This is a genomic window from Austwickia chelonae, assembly GCF_003391095.1.
In the GTDB taxonomy this organism is placed as follows: Bacteria; Actinomycetota; Actinomycetes; order Actinomycetales; family Dermatophilaceae; genus Austwickia; species Austwickia chelonae_A.
On the sequence record NZ_CP031447.1, the window covers coordinates 503,739 to 525,227 of the forward strand.

18 protein-coding genes, 1 tRNA gene and 2 pseudogenes are annotated in these 21,489 nt (G+C 66.4%); 17 read left to right on the top strand and 4 right to left on the bottom strand.

Going from position 1 to position 21,489, the window contains the following annotated elements; genetic code table 11:
• Positions 1–15 precede the first annotated feature (15 nt).
• The 5 genes from DX923_RS02225 to DX923_RS02245 all read left to right on the top strand — a co-directional run bounded on the left by DX923_RS02225 (position 16) and on the right by DX923_RS02245 (position 3,024).
• Positions 16–696 (top strand): TetR/AcrR family transcriptional regulator, encoded by a 681-nt coding sequence (locus DX923_RS02225; protein ID WP_162872720.1) that lies wholly within the window; start codon positions 16–18, stop codon positions 694–696.
• A gap of 76 nt (positions 697–772) precedes the next feature.
• On the top strand, positions 773–1,804 hold the full coding sequence (locus DX923_RS02230; protein ID WP_162872721.1) for a YdcF family protein: 1,032 nt from the start codon (positions 773–775) through the stop codon (positions 1,802–1,804).
• Positions 1,805–1,937: 133 nt separating this feature from the next.
• Positions 1,938–2,156 carry a DUF4244 domain-containing protein gene (locus tag DX923_RS02235; protein WP_116112387.1) on the top strand — a complete coding sequence of 73 codons (219 nt, stop codon included), beginning with the start codon at positions 1,938–1,940 and terminating at the stop codon, positions 2,154–2,156.
• Between the two features lie 62 nt (positions 2,157–2,218).
• A complete protein-coding gene (locus DX923_RS02240) occupies positions 2,219–2,560 on the top strand; it encodes a TadE family type IV pilus minor pilin (RefSeq protein ID WP_116112388.1) in 342 nt (113 codons plus the stop codon).
• On the top strand, positions 2,557–3,024 hold the full coding sequence (locus DX923_RS02245; RefSeq protein ID WP_116112390.1) for an Rv3654c family TadE-like protein: 468 nt from the start codon (positions 2,557–2,559) through the stop codon (positions 3,022–3,024). Before DX923_RS02240 ends, DX923_RS02245 begins: the two co-directional genes overlap by 4 nt.
• Here the strand turns inward: DX923_RS02245 and DX923_RS02250 are convergent.
• On the bottom strand, positions 2,979–5,342 hold the full coding sequence (locus DX923_RS02250) for a DEAD/DEAH box helicase (RefSeq protein ID WP_116112392.1): 2,364 nt from the start codon (positions 5,340–5,342) through the stop codon (positions 2,979–2,981). The genes DX923_RS02245 and DX923_RS02250 overlap by 46 nt on opposite strands.
• Before the next feature lie 149 nt (positions 5,343–5,491).
• On the opposite strand from DX923_RS02250, the gene DX923_RS02255 reads away from it, so the two are divergent.
• The 11 genes and pseudogenes from DX923_RS02255 (at position 5,492) to DX923_RS02305 (ending at position 18,310) form a co-directional block, all read left to right on the top strand.
• A complete protein-coding gene (locus DX923_RS02255; RefSeq protein WP_116112393.1) occupies positions 5,492–5,851 on the top strand; it encodes an STAS domain-containing protein in 360 nt (119 codons plus the stop codon).
• A 137-nt stretch (positions 5,852–5,988) separates the two neighbouring features.
• A complete protein-coding gene (locus tag DX923_RS02260) occupies positions 5,989–6,828 on the top strand; it encodes a sigma-70 family RNA polymerase sigma factor (RefSeq protein ID WP_240322705.1) in 840 nt (279 codons plus the stop codon).
• 105 nt (positions 6,829–6,933) lie between these two features.
• The gene (locus DX923_RS02265) at positions 6,934–8,448 is read left to right on the top strand and encodes a DUF7059 domain-containing protein (RefSeq protein ID WP_116112395.1); all 1,515 of its coding nucleotides are present in this window, start codon (positions 6,934–6,936) and stop codon (positions 8,446–8,448) included.
• Positions 8,449–8,928: 480 nt separating this feature from the next.
• On the top strand, positions 8,929–11,799 hold the full coding sequence (gene topA / locus DX923_RS02270; protein WP_116112397.1) for a type I DNA topoisomerase: 2,871 nt from the start codon (positions 8,929–8,931) through the stop codon (positions 11,797–11,799).
• Positions 11,800–11,917: 118 nt separating this feature from the next.
• Positions 11,918–12,109 carry a YjfB family protein gene (locus tag DX923_RS02275; protein WP_116112398.1) on the top strand — a complete coding sequence of 64 codons (192 nt, stop codon included), beginning with the start codon at positions 11,918–11,920 and terminating at the stop codon, positions 12,107–12,109.
• Positions 12,110–12,173: 64 nt separating this feature from the next.
• The gene (gene tmk / locus DX923_RS02280) at positions 12,174–12,842 is read left to right on the top strand and encodes a dTMP kinase (RefSeq protein ID WP_430732289.1); all 669 of its coding nucleotides are present in this window, start codon (positions 12,174–12,176) and stop codon (positions 12,840–12,842) included.
• Entirely contained in the window at positions 12,839–13,984 is a 1,146-nt protein-coding gene (locus DX923_RS02285) for a DNA polymerase III subunit delta' (RefSeq protein ID WP_116116103.1), read from the top strand. Before tmk ends, DX923_RS02285 begins: the two co-directional genes overlap by 4 nt.
• Before the next feature lie 91 nt (positions 13,985–14,075).
• Complete coding sequence (locus DX923_RS02290) at positions 14,076–15,650, top strand: alpha/beta hydrolase (RefSeq protein WP_116112401.1); 1,575 nt, start codon at positions 14,076–14,078, stop codon at positions 15,648–15,650.
• 99 nt (positions 15,651–15,749) lie between these two features.
• Positions 15,750–15,823 (top strand) — tRNA-Thr (locus DX923_RS02295).
• A 640-nt stretch (positions 15,824–16,463) separates the two neighbouring features.
• The gene (locus tag DX923_RS02300) at positions 16,464–16,913 is read left to right on the top strand and encodes a GNAT family N-acetyltransferase (protein ID WP_116112403.1); all 450 of its coding nucleotides are present in this window, start codon (positions 16,464–16,466) and stop codon (positions 16,911–16,913) included.
• A gap of 283 nt (positions 16,914–17,196) precedes the next feature.
• Positions 17,197–18,310, top strand: a pseudogene (locus DX923_RS02305) (IS630 family transposase).
• On the opposite strand, the gene DX923_RS16065 reads toward DX923_RS02305, so the two are convergent.
• Positions 18,311–19,600 (bottom strand): hypothetical protein, encoded by a 1,290-nt coding sequence (locus DX923_RS16065; RefSeq protein ID WP_162872722.1) that lies wholly within the window; start codon positions 19,598–19,600, stop codon positions 18,311–18,313.
• Positions 19,601–19,919: 319 nt separating this feature from the next.
• Here DX923_RS16065 and DX923_RS02315 point away from each other — a divergent pair.
• Positions 19,920–20,217 (top strand): annotated as a pseudogene (locus tag DX923_RS02315) (transposase).
• 238 nt (positions 20,218–20,455) lie between these two features.
• On the opposite strand, the gene DX923_RS02320 reads toward DX923_RS02315, so the two are convergent.
• Both DX923_RS02320 and DX923_RS02325 read right to left on the bottom strand, forming a co-directional pair.
• Positions 20,456–20,758, bottom strand: coding sequence for an AzlD domain-containing protein (locus DX923_RS02320; RefSeq protein ID WP_116112406.1), 303 nt, complete (start codon positions 20,756–20,758; stop codon positions 20,456–20,458).
• Positions 20,758–21,429, bottom strand: coding sequence for an AzlC family ABC transporter permease (locus DX923_RS02325; protein ID WP_116116104.1), 672 nt, complete (start codon positions 21,427–21,429; stop codon positions 20,758–20,760). The genes DX923_RS02320 and DX923_RS02325 overlap by 1 nt, the downstream gene beginning before the upstream one ends.
• Between the last annotated feature and the right edge of the window lie 60 nt (positions 21,430–21,489).

Consider the following 21,489-nt stretch of genomic DNA (forward strand, 5'->3'; position numbering starts at 1 on the left):
CGTACCATGGGGTCTATGACCGCCCCCGTTCGACGGCTCGGCCGCAAAACCGGACCGAAACCGTCCTTCACCCGGGACGAGGTCGTCACCGCCGCACTCGACATCGGGATCGCCGAGTTCACCCTCGCTCGCGTCGCCGAACAGGTCGGGGTAGGTACCTCGGCGCTCTACCGGCTCTTCCCCTCCAGGGAGGATCTGGTGCACGCCTGCCTGCACCGCGCTGCTCACACCCTGTCCTGGCCCGACCCGAACCTGAGTTGGCCCGACCAACTCCGCTCGTACGCCGACGGTGTATGGCGGTTCTGCGAGGCGCACCCCGGCATCGCACTCGTCCTGCTCACCACCCCCGGCCAACACAGCCACATCCAGAAGAATCTGCACACCTGCCTCCGCCAACTGGAGGACGCAGGCCTATCTCGCGAACGCTCCGAGTTCGCGCTCGACTTCATCGGAGACACCGTCATCGCCACCCATATCGCGGTCACGATGATGCGCCGATGCGACCAGGAAGGACGTACCGGCCTGGACGCTGCCCGGGCCCGGCTCGCCGAAGAATCAGCTCGTACCGGGCTGCCCACGATCATCCAGCCCGACGAGTCCTGGGCTTCTCGCGGTGATCTAGACCGAAAGGTCGAATTCGTCATCGCTGGACTGCTCGCCGGGATGGCGCTACCCGGGAGTAGTCTGAGCCGATAATCACCTGGGCATCCCCGGGACGTACGTTCGCACGAGCTCGACGGGGATAGCACGGATGGAACGGATCTGGACGATAGTGACCACGATTCTCGTGGCCGGCCCCACTATCGTCACCTTCTTCTTGGGATGGACCTTCGTCTACCGGCTCCGCAAGGACACCGGGCGGGTCACCGACGGCTTCCTCCTGATCGCCACTCTCGGAGCGGCCGCCTTCTCCCTCATCGCCTGGTCGGCCGTGCTCGGTGGCAGCCTCGGCTTCTCCATCGTGGTCGCCCTGATGGCGCTGTCGGTCCCCCTGGTCTTCTTCGTCGTCGTCGGAGCCCTCGTCACCAACGGCGTACTGGTCATGTTCCGTGAAGGTATCGGCATCACCACGCTGCTGCCCCTCAGCCTGGGCACAGCGATGGTCCTCGTCCCAGCAGCCACCGTGTGGTCGCTGCTGCGCTCACCCACCTCGATCTTCGCGCCCCTGGCCGTACCCGCCGTGGCCATGCTGTGCGTCGGGATCTACATCGTGATGCACCTGGTCGCCTACATCGCCTACGCGGTGGCGCACTCCCATCTTCCCGTTCCGGAGGACGCCGAAGTGGTGATCACCCTCGGCGCAGGGCTCGCCGGAGCCCGCGTCACCCCCCTGCTGGCGGCCAGACTCGACCAGGCCCTGGAAGTCAGAGCCTTGGCCCCCGACCCGGAAGCGGTCTACATGGTGACCTCCGGCGGACAAGGCCCCGACGAACTCGTCAGCGAAGCCGTCGCAATGGGCCGTTACCTGCAAGAACGCGGCATCGACCCGTGCAAGATCCTCCTGGAGGACCTGTCGAGGACGACCGAGGAGAACATCAGGTTCTCCTATCTCGTCCTCGACGAGAACGGCCTGGAAGACGCGAATGTCGTGGTCTGCACCAACGACTTCCACGCAGTGCGCACCGCAGTGATCGTCCGACGGCTCAAAGCCGGTATGAAAGTCGTCGGATCACATACCGCCGGGTACTACCGTCCAGCGGCTTTCCTCCGCGAATTCGTCGCGCTGCTCGCCGAACGCAGCGTCCGGCATCTGACGATGAGCGGACTGATCACCGTGCTCGTCTTCCTCCTCTACCTCGCCTGACCGACGCGTCCACAACCCTCCACACATCCCCCGACCACCCACAGGCAGGAAGGACGTTGCGCCCGAGCGCTGGCATCCCGCGCAGGCTGGAGCGGTTCCACCCCGTCTCCTTCCCAGAAAGTCGAGGACCACCATGACCCGACGCCTGCTGCGCCGACACCACCTGCCGTCCCTCGTGACCGGCCGACCCGGACGCCGCGCACGCGAAGCCGGGATGACCACCGCCGAATACGCCATCGGCACTGTCGCCGCCTGCACCTTCGCCGCCCTGCTCATCGCCGTCGTCCGTTCCCCCGAGATCAAGGCTGCGCTGCTCGGCATCATCACGCGAGCGCTCGGCCTGGGGCAGTGAGGCGGTGCCGCCGGCGAGTACCTCTCGTCGGCGGCCGCCCCCGGCGAGCAAGGGAATCCGGCATGGTCACCGCGGAGTTCGCGACCGCGCTGCCCGCGGTGGTCCTGGTCCTCGCACTGGCCCTCGGCGCGGGCCGGTACAGCATCGACCAGATCCGGTGCGTAGATGCAGCACGTGCCGGCGCGCGGGCCGCAGCCCGAGGAGAGAGCCCGGACGTCGTCGGACAGGTCGCGAAGCGGGGAGCTCCCGAAGGAGCCAGCGTCGCCATCTCCCGCAGCGGGGGGCTGGTCACCGTGCAGGTCGCGACGACACCCAGCGGGCTGTGGCCGCTCTCGGAACTACCCGGGCTGTCGGCGAGCGCGACGGCCGAAGACGAACAGAGCATCGGGGAGACGCCCCGATGACGGGGCGGGCGGAGCCGGGCGGCCAGACCGAAACGGGTCGGGAAGACCTGGCGGAAGAACGGGCGGGGGAGGACGGCTCGGCGAGTGTGCTGGCCCTTGGCCTGATCGGTGTCATCACCGTGCTGCTGCTGGCCGGATCGGCACTGGCCTCAGCGGTCCTGGCCGGGCACCGGGCAGCTGCCGCGGCGGACCTGTCTGCCTTGGCCGGAGCGGCGACCTTGGCGATCACCGGAGACGCCGGCGAGGCATGCACCCGTGCGGAACTCCTGGCCCGGTCCAATGCCGCCGAGTTGGTCTCCTGTGCGGTGCACGGGGAGGACGTGGCGGTGTCGACGTCGTCCGCACCCTCCTGGCCGGGGCTGCCGGAGGCGCGGGCACGGGCTCAGGCCGGTCCGGCGCCGGAGAGTGCCGAGTCGAGTCATGCTGAGCCCACAGGGGGCGGCGGGGACCCGGCGAGGGCGTGAAGGACCAGGTCCAGGAGCAGGATTGCTCCGGCCTTGTCCAGGGGACGATTGCCATTCCCGCACTTGGGGGAGTGCACGCAGCTGGGGCAGCCTCGGGTACAGGGGCATTCAGCAACGGCCTGGCGGGTGGCGGTCAGCCAGGTCTCGATCCGGCGATAGCCGCGGTCGGCGAATCCTGCACCACCGGGATGCCCGTCGTGGACCAGCACAGTGGGCAGCCCGGTATCCGGATGCCAGGCGGCGCTGACACCGCCGATATCCCACCGGTCGGCCGTGGCGATGAGGGGAAGCAGACCGATGGCGGCATGCTCGGCGGCATGAGCAGCTCCCGCCGTCCGGGCGGGATCGATACCGGCCGAGGCGAGCAGCTCCGGGGTGATCGTCCACCACACGCCCCGGGTGTCCAGGGTTCGTGCGGGCAGATCGAGGGGGTGCTCGCCGAGGACGTCGCCGGTGGCGGTGCGTCGCTGGAAGGAGACGACCTGCTGACGTACGGCGACGGCACCGGTGGTGACGGTGACCGCCCCGGCGCGACGCTCTTCGGTGAGGGTGCGGATGTCGAAGGCGGAACGGGTGCGGGCCTGAGTGACCCAGCCGGGGTCGCCGGGAACGACCAGCGCGATGCCTGTGTCGAGGTCGAGCTGGGTGACCACGAAGGTCTGTCCTTGATGGAGATGGACCGCGCCGGTGTGCACGGTGGCATCGGCGCGGGCGGCATCGACGGTGCCGATCACTCGCCCGGTGTCCCGGTCGGTGATGTGCACCACCTGAGAGGCGCCACGCAGGGAGAACTGATCGGTGGGTCGACTCCGGCCGATCCAGCACCATCCGTGGGGCCTGCGTCGTAACGAGCCGTGATCGGTGAGAGCATCGACGAGCGGGAACAGCCCGGCACCGAAGTAGCCGCTGTCCTTCGAGGTCAACGGCGATTCGGCGGCGGCGGCGAGGAGATGACGGCCCAGGACGTGGGGGTTGTCCGGGTCGAGGACGGTGGCTTCGACCGGTTCGCCCAGCACGGCTTCGGGGTGATGCAGCAGGTAGGTGTCCAAAGGGTCGTCGTCGGCGACGAAGATCGCGACGGCATCGGCACCGCTGCGCCCGGCCCGGCCGACCTGCTGCCACCAGGAAGCACGCGTGCCGGGCCAACCGGCGACGATCACGGCATCGAGGCCGCTGATGTCGACCCCCAGCTCCAGGGCGGTCGTCGCCGCGACTCCACGGATCGACCCGTCGCGCAGGCCGTGCTCGAGCTGACGCCTCTCCTCGGGGAGATAGCCGCCCCGGTAGGCGGCGATGCCTGCGCCGGTGCCCTCCTCGGCGGCAGCCCGGCGCTCGCCGATGAGAGCGAGGAGTTGGCGGGTCTGGGCGGCGAGGATCTCGGTTCCGGCTCGGGATCGGGTGAAGACGACGGCTTGCACGCCGGTGTCGACGGCGGCTGCGAGCAGACGGGCCGATTCGGCGAGGGCGCTGCGGTGTTTCGGGGTGCCTTCGGTGCTCTGCGTCAGGGGTGGTTCCCAGAACAGGATGTGTCGGGTGCCTTGGGCGGAGTCGTCGCGGGTGATCGCCGTGACCGGGAGGCCGCAGAGGGCGGTGGCCTGGCTGGCCGGGTCGGCGGAGGTCGCCGAGGAGAGCGCGAAGGTCGGGTGGGCGCCGTAGTGGTGGCAGAGTCGGCGCAGCCTGCGCAGGACGGCGGCGGCATGTGCGCCGAAGACGCCCCGGTACATGTGGCATTCGTCGATCACCACGTAGTTCAGCGCGCGGAGGAAGGGGGCCCATTCCTGGTGCCGGGGCAGCAGGGTGTGGTGCAGCATGTCGGGGTTGGTGAGCAGGTAGTTGGCCTGGGCGCGGATGCGGCGGCGTTCCTCTGCGGGGGTGTCGCCGTCGAAGGTGGCGGCGCGGACGCCGGGCAGCTCGAGGGCGGCGACGCGGGCTTCTTGGTCGGCGGTGAGTGCTTTGGTGGGGGCGAGGTACAGGGCGGTGGCGCCTCGGCCGTTGAGCGTGCGCACCCCTTGGGAGACGGCGGTGAGTGCTGGCAGGAGGTAGCTCAGGCTCTTCCCGGAGGCGGTTCCGGTGGCGATGACGACGTGATCTCCGTGGTGCAGCAGTTCGGCAGCTTCGCGTTGGTGGCGCCACAGGGCGTGGATGCCTTGTCGTCCGAGGGCTTCGACGAGGGGAGGTGCGACCCAGTCGGGCAGTTCGGCGTGGACGCCGGGCTGCGCGGGGCGGTGACGGAGGTGGCGTATGCGCTCTGGTGCGGAGGTCAGGAGAAGCTCCAGCAGGTCGCTGGGTCGTCCGTCCTGGCCACCGGCATCGGTCATGATTTTCTCAACGTATGACACGAGGGCCCGGTGTGTGTTGTTGTGTCCGTAAGCGGCCGCGGATTTTTCTCCCCCGGTCCGTTTGGCGCGACGGCGTCGCCCGCTCCCGTCCGGAGTGGATATCGTGTGCCCCGACGGAAGGAGCCGGTATGGCGGATCTCGAAGTAGCGACCCGCGAAGAGGATGGCATTGCCGTGGTTTCGGTGTCCGGGGACGTCGACGTGAGTAATGCGGTGCGGCTCCGCGACGGATTGGACAAGGTCCTGATCACCGGGCAGTCACGGCTGGTCGTCGACCTCAGCGATGTCCCATTCATGGATTCGACCGGGCTGGGGGTGCTCATCGGTCGGCTGAAGGTGGTGCGGGCGCGGCGGGGCTCGATGCGGTTGGTGTGTGCTGAGCCGCGGATGTTGCGGGTGCTGTCGATCACTGGACTGGATACGGTCTTCCCGATGTATGCAACAGTGGCCGAAGCGGTGGGTTCTTTCCCGGCGGAGGATGTTTCCTGATATCGCGGGGCATTCTGTGATTCACCTGTAATGGGACGATTGTGCCCATTTCGTTGCGTATGGTCCTGGTTGGTGGTTAGCGTGCTTGAGGGGCTCAGGTTTTGAGCTCTCGATGACCTGCCTTTGGGAGTGAATGCTTGCCTCGCAGTCTTTTTCAAGCGGCCGGTGAATTGCCGGTCTGGCTCCACGGCCGACATATCGGCGATCTGGAGCCGGCTACTCGCGACGAGCGCAGCCAGGAGCTGCTCTCGCTCGCTGCGGACTGCGATGATCCCGATGCCCGCCAGGGCTATCTCGACCAGGTGGTGCTGCTCAACGGTCCGGTGGCCGAGTCGATCGCGGCTCGGTACCGCCAGCGTGGCATCGAGTCCGACGATCTCGTGCAAGTCGCCTACCTGGGGCTGGTGAAGGCTTCGCAGGGGTACCGCCTGGGGGAGGGTCCGTCCTTCCTGTCCTACGCGGTGCCCACGATCTCCGGGGAGATCAAACGGCATTTCCGTGACTTCGGTTGGGTGGTTCGGCCGCCGCGGCGTCTGCAGGAATTACGCAGTCAGGTCGCGGTGACCCGTTCGGATCTGCAGCAGGAGAACGGCCGTCTACCGACGTCCGACGAGTTGGCCGACCGCCTCGGGGTGCCCCGTGGTGAGGTGGACGAGGCCGAGCGGGCGGACGGATGTTTCAGCGCGGTGAGCCTGGATTCGCCGGGGCGGCCTGGCACGGTGTCGGCCCTGGCCGATCTGCTCGTCGACGAGGCCGACCATTTCGATCACGTGGAGAACATGGAGGCCCTACGCCCGGCCTTGCAACGTCTCAGCGAACGTGATCGACGAATTCTGTTGTTGCGCTTCGTGCGTGGCTGGACGCAGGAACAGATCGGTCAGGAGATCGGCGTCAGTCAGATGCAGGTTTCCAGATTGCTCAACCGGATCCTGCTCGATCTGCGCGCCGACATCTTCAAGGACGAACCCGTCGCCTGAGTCGGCCTGAACCGGCCTGACCTGCGATCCGTTCGAGGTGAGTGACGGATCGCCGATGGTGGCCCGGGCGCGGCACCTGCTCCTGATGTCGGGCAGACTCGACTCATGACGACCTGCGACACCCCTGTGCTCGACCTCGATCTCGTCCTGCGGTTGCGAGAGGACCTGACCGATATCGGTTTCCGGGTGGACGCCGTCGACTCCCTGTTGGGGGCGCAAGCCGTCGATGCCCTGGGCAGGGAGCAACCCTTCGCCGCCCGGAGACGGCTGGCCGATCTCAAGGGCGACCCCCTGGCCGCGGTGGTCGGGTTGTTCTCCGTGGGTATGCAGACGCCTGTCGGCGCGATCGACGGGGCGCTGACCCGCACCGGCGTGGAAGGACTCTCCCGGCTGGGGCTGATCGAGCCTGCCGGGGGAGACACGGTGCGGGCACGCTGTGATCTACGCCCGTACGGCGACGAACAGCACACCTGGTGGGTGGCTTCCGACCTGGGCGGGGTCGTGACCGGTGCGCCACTGCGTGCCGACCACGTCCTGGGCATCGGCGGTGCCTCGTTGACCCTGGCGTCGTGGACCCCTCGGACGAAGGTGGCCCGCGCGGCGGACATCGGCACCGGCTGCGGCGTGCAGGCCTTGCACCTGTCGACCCATGCCGACGAGGTCGTGGTGACGGACGTCTCGGAGCGCGCGTTGGCCTACGCCAGGTTCAATGCCGCCTTGGCCGGCCTGTCGTGGGACGTACGCCGGGGGAGTCTGTGGGAGCCCTTGGACGGGGAGACTTTCGACCTGGTGGTGAGTAATCCGCCGTTCGTGATCACACCGCGGGGTGCCGATGTCCCGGTGTTCGATTATCGCGACGGCGGCGCGGCGGGGGATGCGATCGTCGCCCGGATGGTGCGCGGTGCCGCGGAGAGGCTGGCCCCCGGCGGGGTGGCGCATCTGCTGGGCAACTGGGAGACCACACCGGGCCAGGACTGGCGTGAGGTGTGGCAGGGCTGGCTGGACGGTACAGGTTTGGACGCCTTCGTGGTGCAACGTGATGTGCAGGATCCGGTGGAGTACGCCGAGTTGTGGGCGCGGGACGCCGGTCTTCAGCCGGGGTCGCCGGAGCACGACACGTGGTTGGACGCCTGGTTGGACGATTTCGCCCAGCGCGGGGTCGGTCGGATCGGTTTCGGGGTGATGACCTTGCGTCGTCCACTGACGGGCCGCCCGGGGCGGGTGGACCTGGTGGAGCATTCCGGGCCGGTGGCCTCCCCGATGGGCCCGGCGGTGTTGGCGCGTCTCGCGGCTCGGGAGTGGCTGGAGCAGCACGGTCGGAAGGAGGCTTTGGCGCGGGTGTGGCGGATGGCTCCGGATGTGACCGAGGAACGTTACGGGCGTCCCGGGGCGTCGGATCCGAGCGTCATCCTGTTGCGCCAGGGCGGCGGCCTGGGGGTCTCGGTGCGGGCCGACACGGTGCTGGCCGGTCTGGTCGGGGTCTGCGACGGCGATCTGACGGCCGGGCAGGCTCTGGGCGGTATCGCAGCGCTCTTGGACCTGCCTGCGGACGAGGTGATCGATCGGGCCTGGCCGGCGGTGGAGCAGTTGATCCTGGACGGCCTGCTGCTCCCGGTCTGAGACGCGTCCCGGGCGATTCCCGCGAAGGCGACACGCCGGTGCGGAGTGGGGCGGCGGGCGTGTGTTCGGTCACTCCGACGCCGGTGCCGGGGGTGTCTTCGGTGTTGCGTCTTCGCCGACCTCGTCCTGGGTGTGTCATGGTGGGCGCAAGGTGTCTGTGGGCCGGTGTTTCGACGTCGGATGCTTTTCACAGGTGGCTTTTTCGCAGTTGGTGTGCGTTCATGGCACTGGCAGGAATGAACGCCCAACGCGGTATGAACGGTGGTTCACCGACCGGTGGGCGTCACGTTCGCGGCCGTCACGTCGATGAGGCTGTCGGCGTCGTCGACGGAGCGTGTCGTGTTCTGCACGCCGGCGTGCGAAGGGTGACGCGACGAAGCGTTACGCTCGGGCGCGGATCGCGGAGTCATATCGTGACCGGGGCCCTCACGGCGGTGAGGGCCGAATCCGCCTTATGTGGCAGAGGAACAGGGATACACAGTGGCAGGTAGTGCAGCTCGGCGGCTCGTGATCGTGGAGTCGCCGACCAAGGTGAAGTCGATCGCGGGGTACCTCGGTGAGGGGTACACGGTTCAATCGTCCTTCGGTCATATCCGTGACCTGCCCAATCCGTCGGAGATGCCTGCCGACATGAAGAAAGGCCCCTACGGGCGTTTCGCGGTCGACGTCGAGAACGGTTTCGACCCCTACTATGTCGTCGACGCCGACAAGAAACGGCAGGTCAGCGAGCTGAAGAAGGCGCTGAAGGAGTCGGACGAACTCCTCCTGGCCACTGATGAGGACCGGGAGGGCGAGGCCATCGCCTGGCATCTCCTGGAGGTGCTCAAGCCGAAGGTGCCGGTGCGCCGCATGGTCTTCCACGAGATCACCAAGGAAGCCATCCAGCGGGCCGTCAACGAGACCCGTGACCTGGACACCCGCCTGGTCGACGCCCAGGAGACCCGGCGCATCCTCGACCGGCTCTACGGGTACGAGGTCAGCCCGGTGCTCTGGCGCAAGGTGCGTCAGGGGCTCAGCGCGGGCCGGGTGCAGTCCGTGGTGACCCGGATGGTGGTCGAACGCGAACGGGAACGCATGGCCTTCCGGTCGGCGTCCTACTGGGATGTCGACGGAGTCTTCGCGGTCGGCAAGGAGGTCTTCGAGGCCCGACTGGCGAGTGTGGACGGTGCGCGGGTCGCGGCCGGCCGTGACTTCGACGACACCGGGCGGTTGAAGAACGACGCTCTGGTGCATCTCGACGAGCAGTCCGCCACGGCGGTCGCTGCGGCGGCGGTCGCGTCGTCCGCGACGGTCACCGAGGTCACCGAGAAGCCGTACACCCGCCGCCCCTACGCCCCGTTCACCACGTCGACCCTGCAGCAGGAAGCCGGGCGCAAGCTGCGGATGACTGCCCGGACCTGTATGTCGGTGGCCCAGCGTCTCTATGAGGGCGGGTTCATCACCTATATGCGTACCGACTCCACCACCTTGTCCGAGTCGGCGCTCACCGCGGCTCGGACGCAGGCTCGCGACATGTACGGCGCGGAGTACGTCCCGGACAGCCCCCGCCGCTACGAGAAGAAGGTCAAGAACGCGCAGGAGGCCCACGAGGCGATCCGTCCGGCCGGTGACCGTTTCCGCACCCCCGCGCAGATCGCCGGGGAGCTGCGCGGCCAGGAGTTCGACCTGTACGAACTGATCTGGAAACGCACCGTGGCTTCCCAGATGTCCGACGCCCGCGGTTCGACGGCGACGGTACGGCTCGGGGTCGAGCTGGCGAAGGCGCCCTTCTCCCGGGCCGAGTTCAGCGTCAGCGGCACCGTCATCACCTTCCGCGGTTTCCTCGCCGCCTACGAGGAGGGCCGGGACGAGGAGGAGACCGCGAAAGCCGCCGGCCGCGAGCAGGAACGGCGCCTGCCGAAGGTCGGTGTCGGCGTGGCGGCGCAGGTGCGGGACAGCCGCGCCGAGGGCCACGAGACCACGCCGCCCGCCCGGTACACCGAAGCGTCCTTGGTCGCGGCGATGGAGGAGAAAGGTATCGGCCGTCCCTCGACCTATGCGGCGACCATCGCCACCGTCCAGGACCGCGGCTATGTCGCCAAACGCGGTTCGGCCCTGGCCCCGACCTGGCTGGCCTTCGCGGTCACCCAGCTGCTCGAGGTGCACTTCCCCGTCCTGGTCGACTACGAGTTCACCGCCCGGATGGAGGCTGATCTCGACGAGATCGCCGGCGGCGGGCTGGCCCGGGTCGACTGGTTGAACCGCTTCTACTTCGGCGACGAGGCCACCAGCGTCGAAGGGCTGCGGCATCTGGTCGACGACCTGGGCGAGATCGACGCCCGCGAGATCTCCACCATCCCGTTGGGCGACGGCATGGTCGTCCGGGTCGGCCGCTACGGCCCCTATGTGGAAGAGCTGGCTGCGGCCGGTGGCCAGGGCCCCGCGGAGGCCACTCCCGCCGCGAAGGCCACTCCCGCCGCGAAGGACACCGACGAAGAAGGCGCCGTGGTGAAGAACCGCCGCGCCACCATCAACGACGACATCCCCCCGGCGGACATGACCCCGGCCATGGCCCGGGAGCTGTTGGACGTCGCCTCCGACGACGGCCGTGAACTGGGCACCCACCCGGAGAGCGGGCGTACCGTCGTCGCCAGAGCCGGCCGGTACGGCCCCTACGTCTCCGAGATGCTCACCGCCGAGGAAGAAGCACTCAAGGGCAAGGCCAAACCGAAGCCGCGCACCGCTTCCCTGTTCAAGAGCATGGACCTGGCCACCGTCGACCTCGACACCGCGCTGCAACTGATGAGCCTGCCGCGCGTCCTCGGCACCGACGCCGAGGGGGTGGAGATCACTGCCCAGAACGGCCGCTACGGCCCCTACCTGAAGAAGGGCACCGACTCCCGCTCCCTCGCCGGGGAGGATCAGATCTTCGAGATCACCCTCGAAGAGGCCCTGGCGATCTACGCCCAGCCCAAACAGCGCGGCCGGGCAGCCGCCAAGCCGCCCCTGGCACAGTTCGACGCCGACCCGGTCAGCGGGCGTCCCGTCGTCGTCAAGGACGGCCGCTTCGGCCCCTATGTCACCGACGGCGAGACCAATGCGACCCTGCGCCGCGACGACGACATCGAGACCTTGACCGCCGAACGGGCGTACGAACTCCTCGCCGAGAAACGCGCCAAGGGCCCCAGCACCCGCAAACGGGCCACGAAGAAGACCGCCACCAAGAAGGCCACGACCAAGAAGACGACGGCGAAGAAGACGACGGCGAAGAAGACCACCGCCCAGAAAACCGCGGCCAAGAAGAGCACCACGAAGAAGACCGCCACCAAGAAAGCCGCCCCCGCAGCGGAGAAGACCGACAAGGACGCCTGAACCCGAACGACCTGCAACGACTCTCACCGGTGTGCTCAAGGCCCCTGGACCTCTGGCCGATGAGCACACCGGGTGAGACATCACAGGTCACCCGAACCACCAGGGAACAGGAGAAGACATGGACGTCGCCGCACTGGCCGCCACAGTCCTCGACGGACGCACCCAGGCCGCCGTTCAGGACGCCCAAGTATCCGTGCTCAAAAAAGCACTGAACACCGAACAACAAGCCGCGACCAAACTCCTCGACACGCTGGCCCTGCCTCTCGCCACCGAGGGCAGCCTCGGCCGCAACGTCAACACCTACGCCTGACCCGGCCGATGCACGGACCCCTCGCTCCGTGCACATGTCGGCAGGCTCCCCTAGGCTTGCCGACGTGAACGATGCGGACCAGCCAGAGAACACGCGCGCCCCTCGGACACGAGGCGTCCTCATCGCCTTCGAAGGTGGCGACGGCGCCGGAAAATCCACCCAGATAGCCCGGCTCACCCGCTGGCTCGACGCCCGCGGACGTGACCTCGTCGTCACCCGCGAACCCGGCGGCACCGAACTCGGCAGACAGGTCAGGGACGTCCTCCTCCACGGCGGAGCAGTCTCCGCCCGCGCCGAGGCCCTCCTCTTCGCCGCCGACCGCGCCCACCACGTCGACACCGTCATCCGGCCCGCGCTCGCCTCAGGCAAAGACGTCATCACCGACCGGTTCATGGACTCCTCCATCGCCTACCAGGGCGCCGGCCGCGACCTGGGCGCCCAAGAGGTCAAAGAACTCTCCCTGTGGGCCACCGGCGGGCTCCTCCCCGACCTCACCGTCCTCCTCGACGTCCCCGTCGACATCGCCCAAGCCCGCCGCAATCGCACCCCCGACCGGATGGAAGCGGAATCCGTCCGCTTCCACGAAACCGTCCGAGGACACTTCCTCGCCCTCGCACACGCCGACCCCCAGCGCTATCTCGTCGTCGACGGCTCAGCGACCTCCGACGAGATCGCCACCATCGTCACCACCCGGCTGGAGGCCACCGGATGGTTCGGGGCGGCGACCACGTGACCGTCTGGGACGACCTCGTCGGCCAAACCCACGTCGTCGGCACCCTCGGACAGGCGGTCACCGACCCCGCCGCGATGACCCACGCCTGGCTGCTCACCGGCCCCCCAGGCTCCGGGATCACCACCGCCGCCCGAGCCTTCGCCGCCGCCCTCGAATGCCCCCGAGGCGGCTGCGGAGACTGCCGCGACTGCCGCACCGCCACCGACGGCACCCACGCCGACGTCGAGATCCTCACCACCGAAGGGCTCTCCATCAGAGTCGAACAAGCCCGCGCGCTCGCCTCGACGGCAGCGTTACGGCCGTCGGTCGGTCCCTGGCGGGTCCTCGTCGTGGAAGACGCCGACCGGCTCACCGAACGCGCCGCGGACGCCCTTCTGAAGGCCCTGGAAGAGCCCGCCTCCCGCACGGTGTGGCTGCTGTGCGCACCTTCACCGCAAGACGTCATCGTCACCATCCGCAGTAGATCCCGGCACCTGCGGCTGCGCACCCCACCGGTCGACGGCGTCGCCGAACTCGTCCGGCGCAGACATGGCGTCGACCCCGAGCTGGCGCTCTCCGCCGCCCGTGCAGCCCACGGACACATCGATGCCGCTTGTCGCTTCGCTCTCGACGAAGACGCCCGCCACCGGCGCGCGGAGATCATCCGGCTCACCGGCCGTATCCGCACCGTCCCCGACGCCGTCGACGCCGCCGCGAAGATCATCGCCGTCACCGCCGAAGAGACCGGGTCAGCGGCCACCGACCGCAATACCCAAGAACGCACCCGCCTCCTGGAGACCCTCGGCGTCGACCCGGCCGCCCGTACCCAACCCCCGCACGTGCGGTCCCAGCTCGCTGCCCTCGACAAAGAACAGAAGGCCCGCGCAACCCGACACTCACGCGATGTCATCGACCGCGCACTGGTCGACCTGCTTTCCGTCTATCGAGACGCCCTGGCTCTACATTTCGGACGCACCGTCCCCCTGATGAACGAAGACTTCCAACCCGAGATCGAGCACCTCGCCGAGGCCCTCTCACCCGAGGGAGTGCTCGCTGCCGTCGATGCTGTCGGGCAGGCGCGGGAACGCATCTCTGCGAACGTCCCTCCGCTGTTGGCCTTGGAGGCGATGGCCATTTCCCTGCAGACGTCCGACAGGCGTTGACGAGCACAGATCGGCATGGGCGATCACGAACTCCCCATGTTTTATAGGTAGTCTCGGACGACAGATCCGGGCGACAGGAGTGGGACACGTGATGCACACCGGAGCACAGGAAGGCCGTGCCGGCCGGAGGCGCCACATACCTGTGGTCCTGGCCCTGAGTGTGGCGATGGTCTGCTCGGCCTGTACCGGCGGTCCCCTGGGAGGCAAGCAGGCGGCGTCGACCCCGGCGGGTAGCAGCAGTGATGCTGCGACGCCGCCACCAGGGCGGGAGAAGCTGACCAAGTTCTACAAACAATCCGTCCAGTGGGAGGACTGCGACAACGCGAAATGCGGCTGGTTGACCGTCCCCGTCGATTACGAGAAACCGGACGGCGAGACCCTGAAGTTGCGGATGTTGCGCGTCCCGGCGCAGGGCGAGGCCAAGGGCGCGCTCTTCGTCAACCCGGGCGGCCCGGGCGCATCGGCCACCGACTATGCGAAGTTGGCCACCTACATCGTGTCGCCGCACGTCCGCCAGTCGTACGACGTGGTGGGCGTCGACCCGCGGGGCGTCGGCAAGTCGAATCCGATCGTCTGCCTGGACGACCAGCAGGCCGATGAGATGTTCGCCTTCGACCCGACGCCGGACGACCCGGCGGAGAATGCACAGGCGGAGACGATCGCGAAGCAGTTCGGGCAGGCCTGCCAGAGCAAGTACCCGAACCTGTTGCCGCACCTGTCGACGAACAATGTCGTCAAGGACATGGACATCGCCCGGGCGGCGTTGGGGCAACGCCAGATGACGTACATGGGCAAGTCGTACGGCACCTTCATCGGCGCTCTGTACGCGGAGCAGTTCCCGAAGCAGGTGGGCCGGTTCGTCCTCGACGGGGCGATCGCCCCTGATCTGACGGAGAAGGAGCTGACCTTCGGGCAGGCCGAAGGTTTCGAGACGGCGACCCGCGCCTATGTCGCCGACTGTGTGAAGAAGGGCTCCTGCCCGTTGGGTGGCAGCGTCGACGAGGGCATGCAGTCGCTGCGGGACATGTTGAAACGTCTCGACAGCCAGCCGGTGCCGGTGAAGGGCGACGAGCGGGTCAAGCAGTTGACCGAGGGGTGGGCGTCGATCGGGTTGGCGTCGGCGATGTACGCCGAACAGAAGTGGCCGGAACTCACGAAAGCATTGCGTGGCATCAAAGCCGGCGATGGCACCGACATGTTCACCTTGGCCTCGGGCTATGTCGACCGTGACAAGAGCGGCCGGTACACCGGCAACCTGATGCAGGTCATCTCCGCGGTGAACTGCCTGGACCACCCGGCGGAGAAACAGACGAAGGAACAACGCGAAGCCCGGATCGCCGAAGCGAAGAAGATCGCCCCGACATGGGGTGCGTACATGGCGGGCACTTCGTACACGTGCGCGAACTGGCCTGCCCCGGCCGACGGCAAACCCCGCAAGATCGCTGCCGAGGGGGCGAACCCGATCATGGTGGTCGGCACGACCCGCGACCCGGCGACCCCCTACGCCTGGTCCGAACGGCTCGCCAAACAGCTGAAGAGCAGCCGCCTGGTCACCTACGACGGCGACGGACACACCGCGTACATGCGGAGCAACCGCTGCGTGCACCAGGCCGTCGACGACTACTTCCTCCACGGCAAGGTGCCCGACCACGACGTGAAGTGCTGACCGGAGCACTGACCCGCAGCCGGACGCTTTGGAGCTGACCCTCCCCGTACGTATACTGGGGAGCCGCATCCTCGTTCGCTCACGCGAACGCGGGCGTCTGCCGCTTTAGCTCAGTCGGCCAGAGCGATTCACTCGTAATGAATAGGTCGTCGGTTCGATTCCGACAAGCGGCTCAGGACAAGCCTCTCGCATTAGCGGGGGGCTTTCCTGTTGGTCGGGGGGTTGTGCCACGTCGTGGCCCGCAGCTGCGTCGAGCCGGTGCAGTCGTGCGCATCCCACAACGCTTGCAGCGTGACACGCGGACGAGCCGGGTCGATGAACGTTTCCTGATGCAGCTTCCGACGAATCTGCGCCTCGAAATCCTCAGTGTTGCGGCGACGGGCAAAGGGTCTTCGAGCGTTAACGATAGTCCGGGGTCCAGTTCCGCCCTTGCAGGGCCAAGGGCCGCCAGATGGTCGAGCAAGTCCATGAGGTCAGGCATGGTGATGCCGAGCCGCAACGTGCGCAGCTGCTCACCAGGTCCGGCCGCGACGTCGAAACTAGCCACGATGCCCCCATGTCCCCACGCATGCGGCTACCGGTAACGAACCGGGCATCGTCGCACAGAAAGGGCCCTAAGTCCTCTCTCTGAGTGGCCGTTGCGTGGTCCTGAGAACTGGAGAATTCCGGTCGGTGGCATGCAAGGGTGGAGCGAAGTCTTGCTCATGCCGATGCGCGCTGCGGGGCGCGGCGAGAGACCATGTCGCCATGACAAACAACATCGGCGTGCATCACTGTGTTTTTCCCCGCTGTGGCGTTCGGATGGATAGGTAGATGGCTCATAACGCAGACTCCGTCGCCCCGCGGACTGGGGCGCGGGTGATCGTGGTCGGGGGACATGACGACGAACTTGACCAACGGCTCAGCGATGAGCTCGACGCCTTCAATGCCGCCGCCATGGACACCTCGGCCGAGGAACTATCGGTCCGCGTGGAGGCGGACGGCGACCTTGTCGCCGGGGTTTCCGGGTGGACCTGGGGTCGAGCGGCCGGGGTCGGAATGACGTGGGTCCGCGAAGACCAGCGCGGCACGGGGATCGGAGCTGCTGTGATCACCGCCTTCGAAGACGAGGCGCGGCGACGCGGTGCCGATCACTGCTTCGTCACGTCGTTCTCATTCCAAGCCCCGGCGTTCTATCAGCGGCTCGGATACGTGGAGATTTTCCGCTGGGACGCCGTACCTACGACAGGTCAGGACGATGTTCACATGCGCAAATCACTGTGACCGACCTCGGGGTCGGGCGGACCGTCCCCGAGGTCGGCAGCGCTGCTCCTGTCTACCAGGATGCCCTGACCGCTTCTCCAGCAGTTGTAGCGGCTTGCGGCACCATCGGGGGCAAAACCATCCCTACTGGTTCAAGAGCGCCGGCTTTGCCAGCGCTGCGGCGGGGCCCCGCCCTCCGGCCTGCGGCGCTTCGCGCGCCGCCCTCCGGGCACCCCACCGCCTGGAGCATACTTCGCTAGTGTCGTGAGGCGGTAATACGTTGCTTGTTCGGTAGGCTTGGTGTATGCCGGGTCCTGCTGCGAAGTCTCTTGTTCTGACTGATCATGAGCGGTCGGTGCTGTCGGGGTGGGTGCGTCGGCCGACGTCGTCGGCGCGGTTGGTGCAACGGGCCTCGATCGTGTTGGCGTACGCCGAGGAGTCGTCGGTGGCCGGTGTGGCGCGGCGGGTGGGGGTCAGTGCCCCGACGGTGACCAAGTGGCGCGACCGGTTCCTGACCGAGAGGCTGAACGGGTTGGATGATGCGCCACGGCCGGGGCAGCCCCGCAAGCTGACCGACGAGCAGATCGAGACGCTGATCAGCCGCACCCTCAGCGGGGTGCCGCCGAACGGAGATACTCGCTGGTCGACTCGGTCCATGGCCAAGGACCAGGGGTTGAACCAGACCCAGGTGTCGCGGATCTGGCGGGCCTTCGGTCTCAAACCGCACGCGGTGGACTCCACCGAAGTCGTCCAAGGACCCGGCGTTCGTGGACAAGGTCCGTGACATCGTCGGCCTGTACCTGCCACCCCCGCAGAACGCCCTGGTCCTGGTGGTGGATGAGCAGTCCCAGGTCCAGGCCCTGGACCGGGCTACGCCGATCCTGCCGATGATGCCCGGCACGCCCGCGCGGGCCACCCACGACTACGTCCGCCACGGAACCACGACAGCGTTCGCGGCGATGGACATCCTCTCCGGGGCAGTCATCGCACGGAACCACCATCGCCACCGCAGTAGCGAGTTCCTGCGGTTCCTCACAGAAGTCGAGAAGGCCACTCCCAAGCACCTGGAGTTGCACCTGGTCCTGGACAACTTCCCCCGCGAGCGGGAGGTGCCCCCAGCCACGCACAAGACCCCGGCCGTGAAGGCCTGGCTACTCAAGCACCCCCGCGTGGTCCTGCACTTCACGCCCACCAGCGCGTCCTGGCACAACCTCGTCGAACGCTGGTTCGCCGAACTCACCCGCCGCAAACCCCGGCGCTCAACCCACCGCTGTGTCATCGAGCTCGAACGCGACATCGTGACCTGGACCCAGAACTGGAACAACGACCCCAAACCCTTCGTCTGGACCAAGACCACCGACCAGATCCTCGACACCCTCACCAGCTACTGCCAACGAACCAACAACTCACGACACTAGTTATGAAGAGCTGATAATTCCGTCGCGCTGAAGCGATTCTTCTAATTCGCCAATCCGCTCCCTGATCAAGTTTTGCCGATGGTTCACGTCTTTCGAATCCTCCAGAAGCCTTCTTAGGGCTCCGGCGTTCCGTTGGTGGTCGATTTCATCAAGCTCGTTTCTCTGAGTAGGTGAGTAGTGTGTCCAGTATGGCAGTTTATCGGAAGCAAGTAAACCTATTCCGTGGCCTCCAATATCAACCTGGCCGATAAGTTCTACTCGCTGACGAAACTCTACAAGTAGCTTATCTGCGGTAAAAAGGTAAACTTTTTTATGGTAATCCGGAAGTTCGCCGCTCTGAGCGATGTCGCAAATTGCTGAGTAAAGAAGATCATATGCGGCTCCGTGGAGTTCATTCAGTGTGGGTGGGCAAATTCGGTTTAATTTTAACAAGGCTGATGCTCCGTTGCGTTTCTTTCCGCTGCTGTTCGTTTCACGATTAAGTAAGAGCTCGCTAATTGTAAGCGTCGCATGAGCGGAGAACCCCGCGAACTTGTTCATCTGCTCGACCCAACTGCGCCAAGCGGATATGCGTTCTTCTGCCTGGAACTTCTGGTTGTGCATTGGCCTATATAAGCGAGCTGCCTCAAGGATGCTTAAATAGTTCAACATCGATAATTCACGGTCGCCGTCGCCATAGTCGTTGGCATCTGATTTCTGATGAGAAAGATCCGCCAAATATGCGTTGACGTGCTCGCGCAAATCTTCGATGCTGACGGTTAAGGGGTCTGACAGCATCCACGCCCTCCAATGGGCCCTCAGCTGCCTGGCGGCTGAGATTCCGCCCGGACCTTCACGGCATTCGGCAAGTGCGAAACCAGGTACCGAATCCAACTCTTTTATCCATTTCAGGTGGGCGCGTAAGTCAAGGAGTCGTTTCGGATTTTTCTCAGGATATTTTATTGCGCGTTCAGCATCAATGAGGATGCTCTGATCGATGAGTACTGATGAACTAAACTCTGGACAAGCTGGTGCTTCTGATTGCGGTCCAACGTACGAGTAGCGTGTAGTTTTATCGAAAGGAAGGGATGTGAACCGCGCGACCCCCCGAGGGGCAAGCCCCTTTTGTGTGCGGATCAGGTCTCCGATGTTCTTAAACTTTGTAGGCGGTAAGCGGGAGATGATCAGGATGATTTCGCTTCCGTTGGACGGGGCGTCTCCGTAGATATGAGCTGTGGGAAGAAAAGCAACGAGGGGTCGGTCATCGGCGCAGACATACCGGACGGTGAGGCCGACCGGAACGTGGACCACTTCAAGAGGTGCTTCTGCTAGGGCCGTGCAATTCGTAGATTTCCCCAGGACTAGGCCCAGCTGTTCGCCATAGGAACGGAAAGACTCATCGCTGATGGGGAGTGTTCCAAATGTGTTACTCGTAGATGTCTCGGCGACGAGAACGAGTGCCGGTTGGCCCGCTAACTGGCTGTACCAGCACCCTTGCCACTCCATAACTGCAGGAATCTCACCGATGTCCGGCCTACCACTTGAGTATCGGAACCTCATCGAGCAAGAATCACCCAAGTTGGCGGGGGATAGCAACATAATTTAGTGCCCCCCTGCCCACGCCTTGCTGATGGCATGGGATCCGTGTTCCAGTTCTCGGTCCAGGCTCCGAAAATGGGGACTGCTGCAATGCGAGGTGGCGCTCGTCGAGATCAAGACCCTGGGCCGGACCCTGAAACGCCGCGCCGCGGACGTCCTGGCGTACTTCGAACATCCCTGCACATCCAACGGGTCCACCGAGGCCATCAACGGACGACTCGAGCACCTCCGCGGTATCGCCCTGAGCTTCCGCAACCTGACCAACTACATCACCAGAGCTCCTGGGCACCGGCAGTTTCAGGCCCGACCTACACCGCATTCTGCGATGAGCCCTCTCCTATCGTCGACCGGAATGGCTACATCACCGAGCGGCGGATGTGCTGAGATGCACTGACCGAAAAGGCTGGTCGAATGGTCACTGCCATGTGAACAGTGGCAATGCCATGGCCGTTGGCCCAGACCCGGTGTCAGCCAGGACGAGTGCTTCGATCGAGTATTGCGCCGAACCCTGCCGGGATTTCTGCAGCGCTGGCACCTGTTTTGCTCTACACGGAGGCGTCGACAGCTTCAGAACAGCCGAGCCAACGCCGCAGCGATCATTCCCACGAGGACGACGACGATGAACGGTGCCCGCAGGATCAGCGCCACGGCTGCTGCGGCGAGTGCTGCGATGCGGGCGTCGAAGGTGATGTTCTGCCCCGTGGTGAACGTATTCGCCACCACCAGGGCGCTGAGCAGGCCGACCGTGCAGGCGGCCGACGCCTGGCGGAGGATCGGCGCGTCCAGGACGGACTCGGGCACGAGGTAGCCGAGCAGTTTGGTGGCGAAGGCGATCAGGCAGGCCAGGCCGAGCCACAGCCAGGGCGTCATCACTTCTCCTCCTGGCGGTGCTGCACCCACGCGATGGCGACAGCCACTATGGCGGCCATCACGATCGGGATCCCCGGCGGCACGAACGGTGTCGCCATCAACGTGACGACGGCGCAGATCAGCGCCACCTGCACCGGCCCACGTCCGTGCAGGCGCGGCCACAGCAACCCCAGGAAGGCGGCGACCGCCGCCCCGTCGAGCCCCCACACCTTCGGGTCGCCCAGCGAAGCGCCCGCGAGCGCGCCGACGAAGGTTGCCAGGTTCCAGAAGATGAAGACGGCCACTCCTGCCGCCCAGAATCCGCGGTGTTGTTCGTCGGGGTCCTCCTGACCGGACGCGGTGGCCATCGATTCGTCGATCGTCAGGTGGGCCATCGCGGGCCGTAGCAGGCCGTGCGGGCGGAGTAGCTCGTTCATCTGCACCCCGTAGACGGCGTTGCGCACGCCCAGGAGTGAGGCTGCTGTCACCGCCGACGGCCAGCTGCCCCCGCCGGAAAGCACTCCGACGAGTGCGAATTGCGAACCGCCGGTGAACATCAGTAGTGACAGGGCGCAGGTCTGCAGCACCGACAGTCCTGCGGCTACGCCGAGCGCGCCGAAGCTCAGCCCGTAGAGCCCTGTTGCTACGCCGATCGACAGGCCCATCCGGGTGGCAGGGGTCAGAGTCGCCATCGCCGCATCGTAAATCCCCAGGGGGGTGGCCGGCGGGGAATGTCCGTCCGCCAGAAGTGG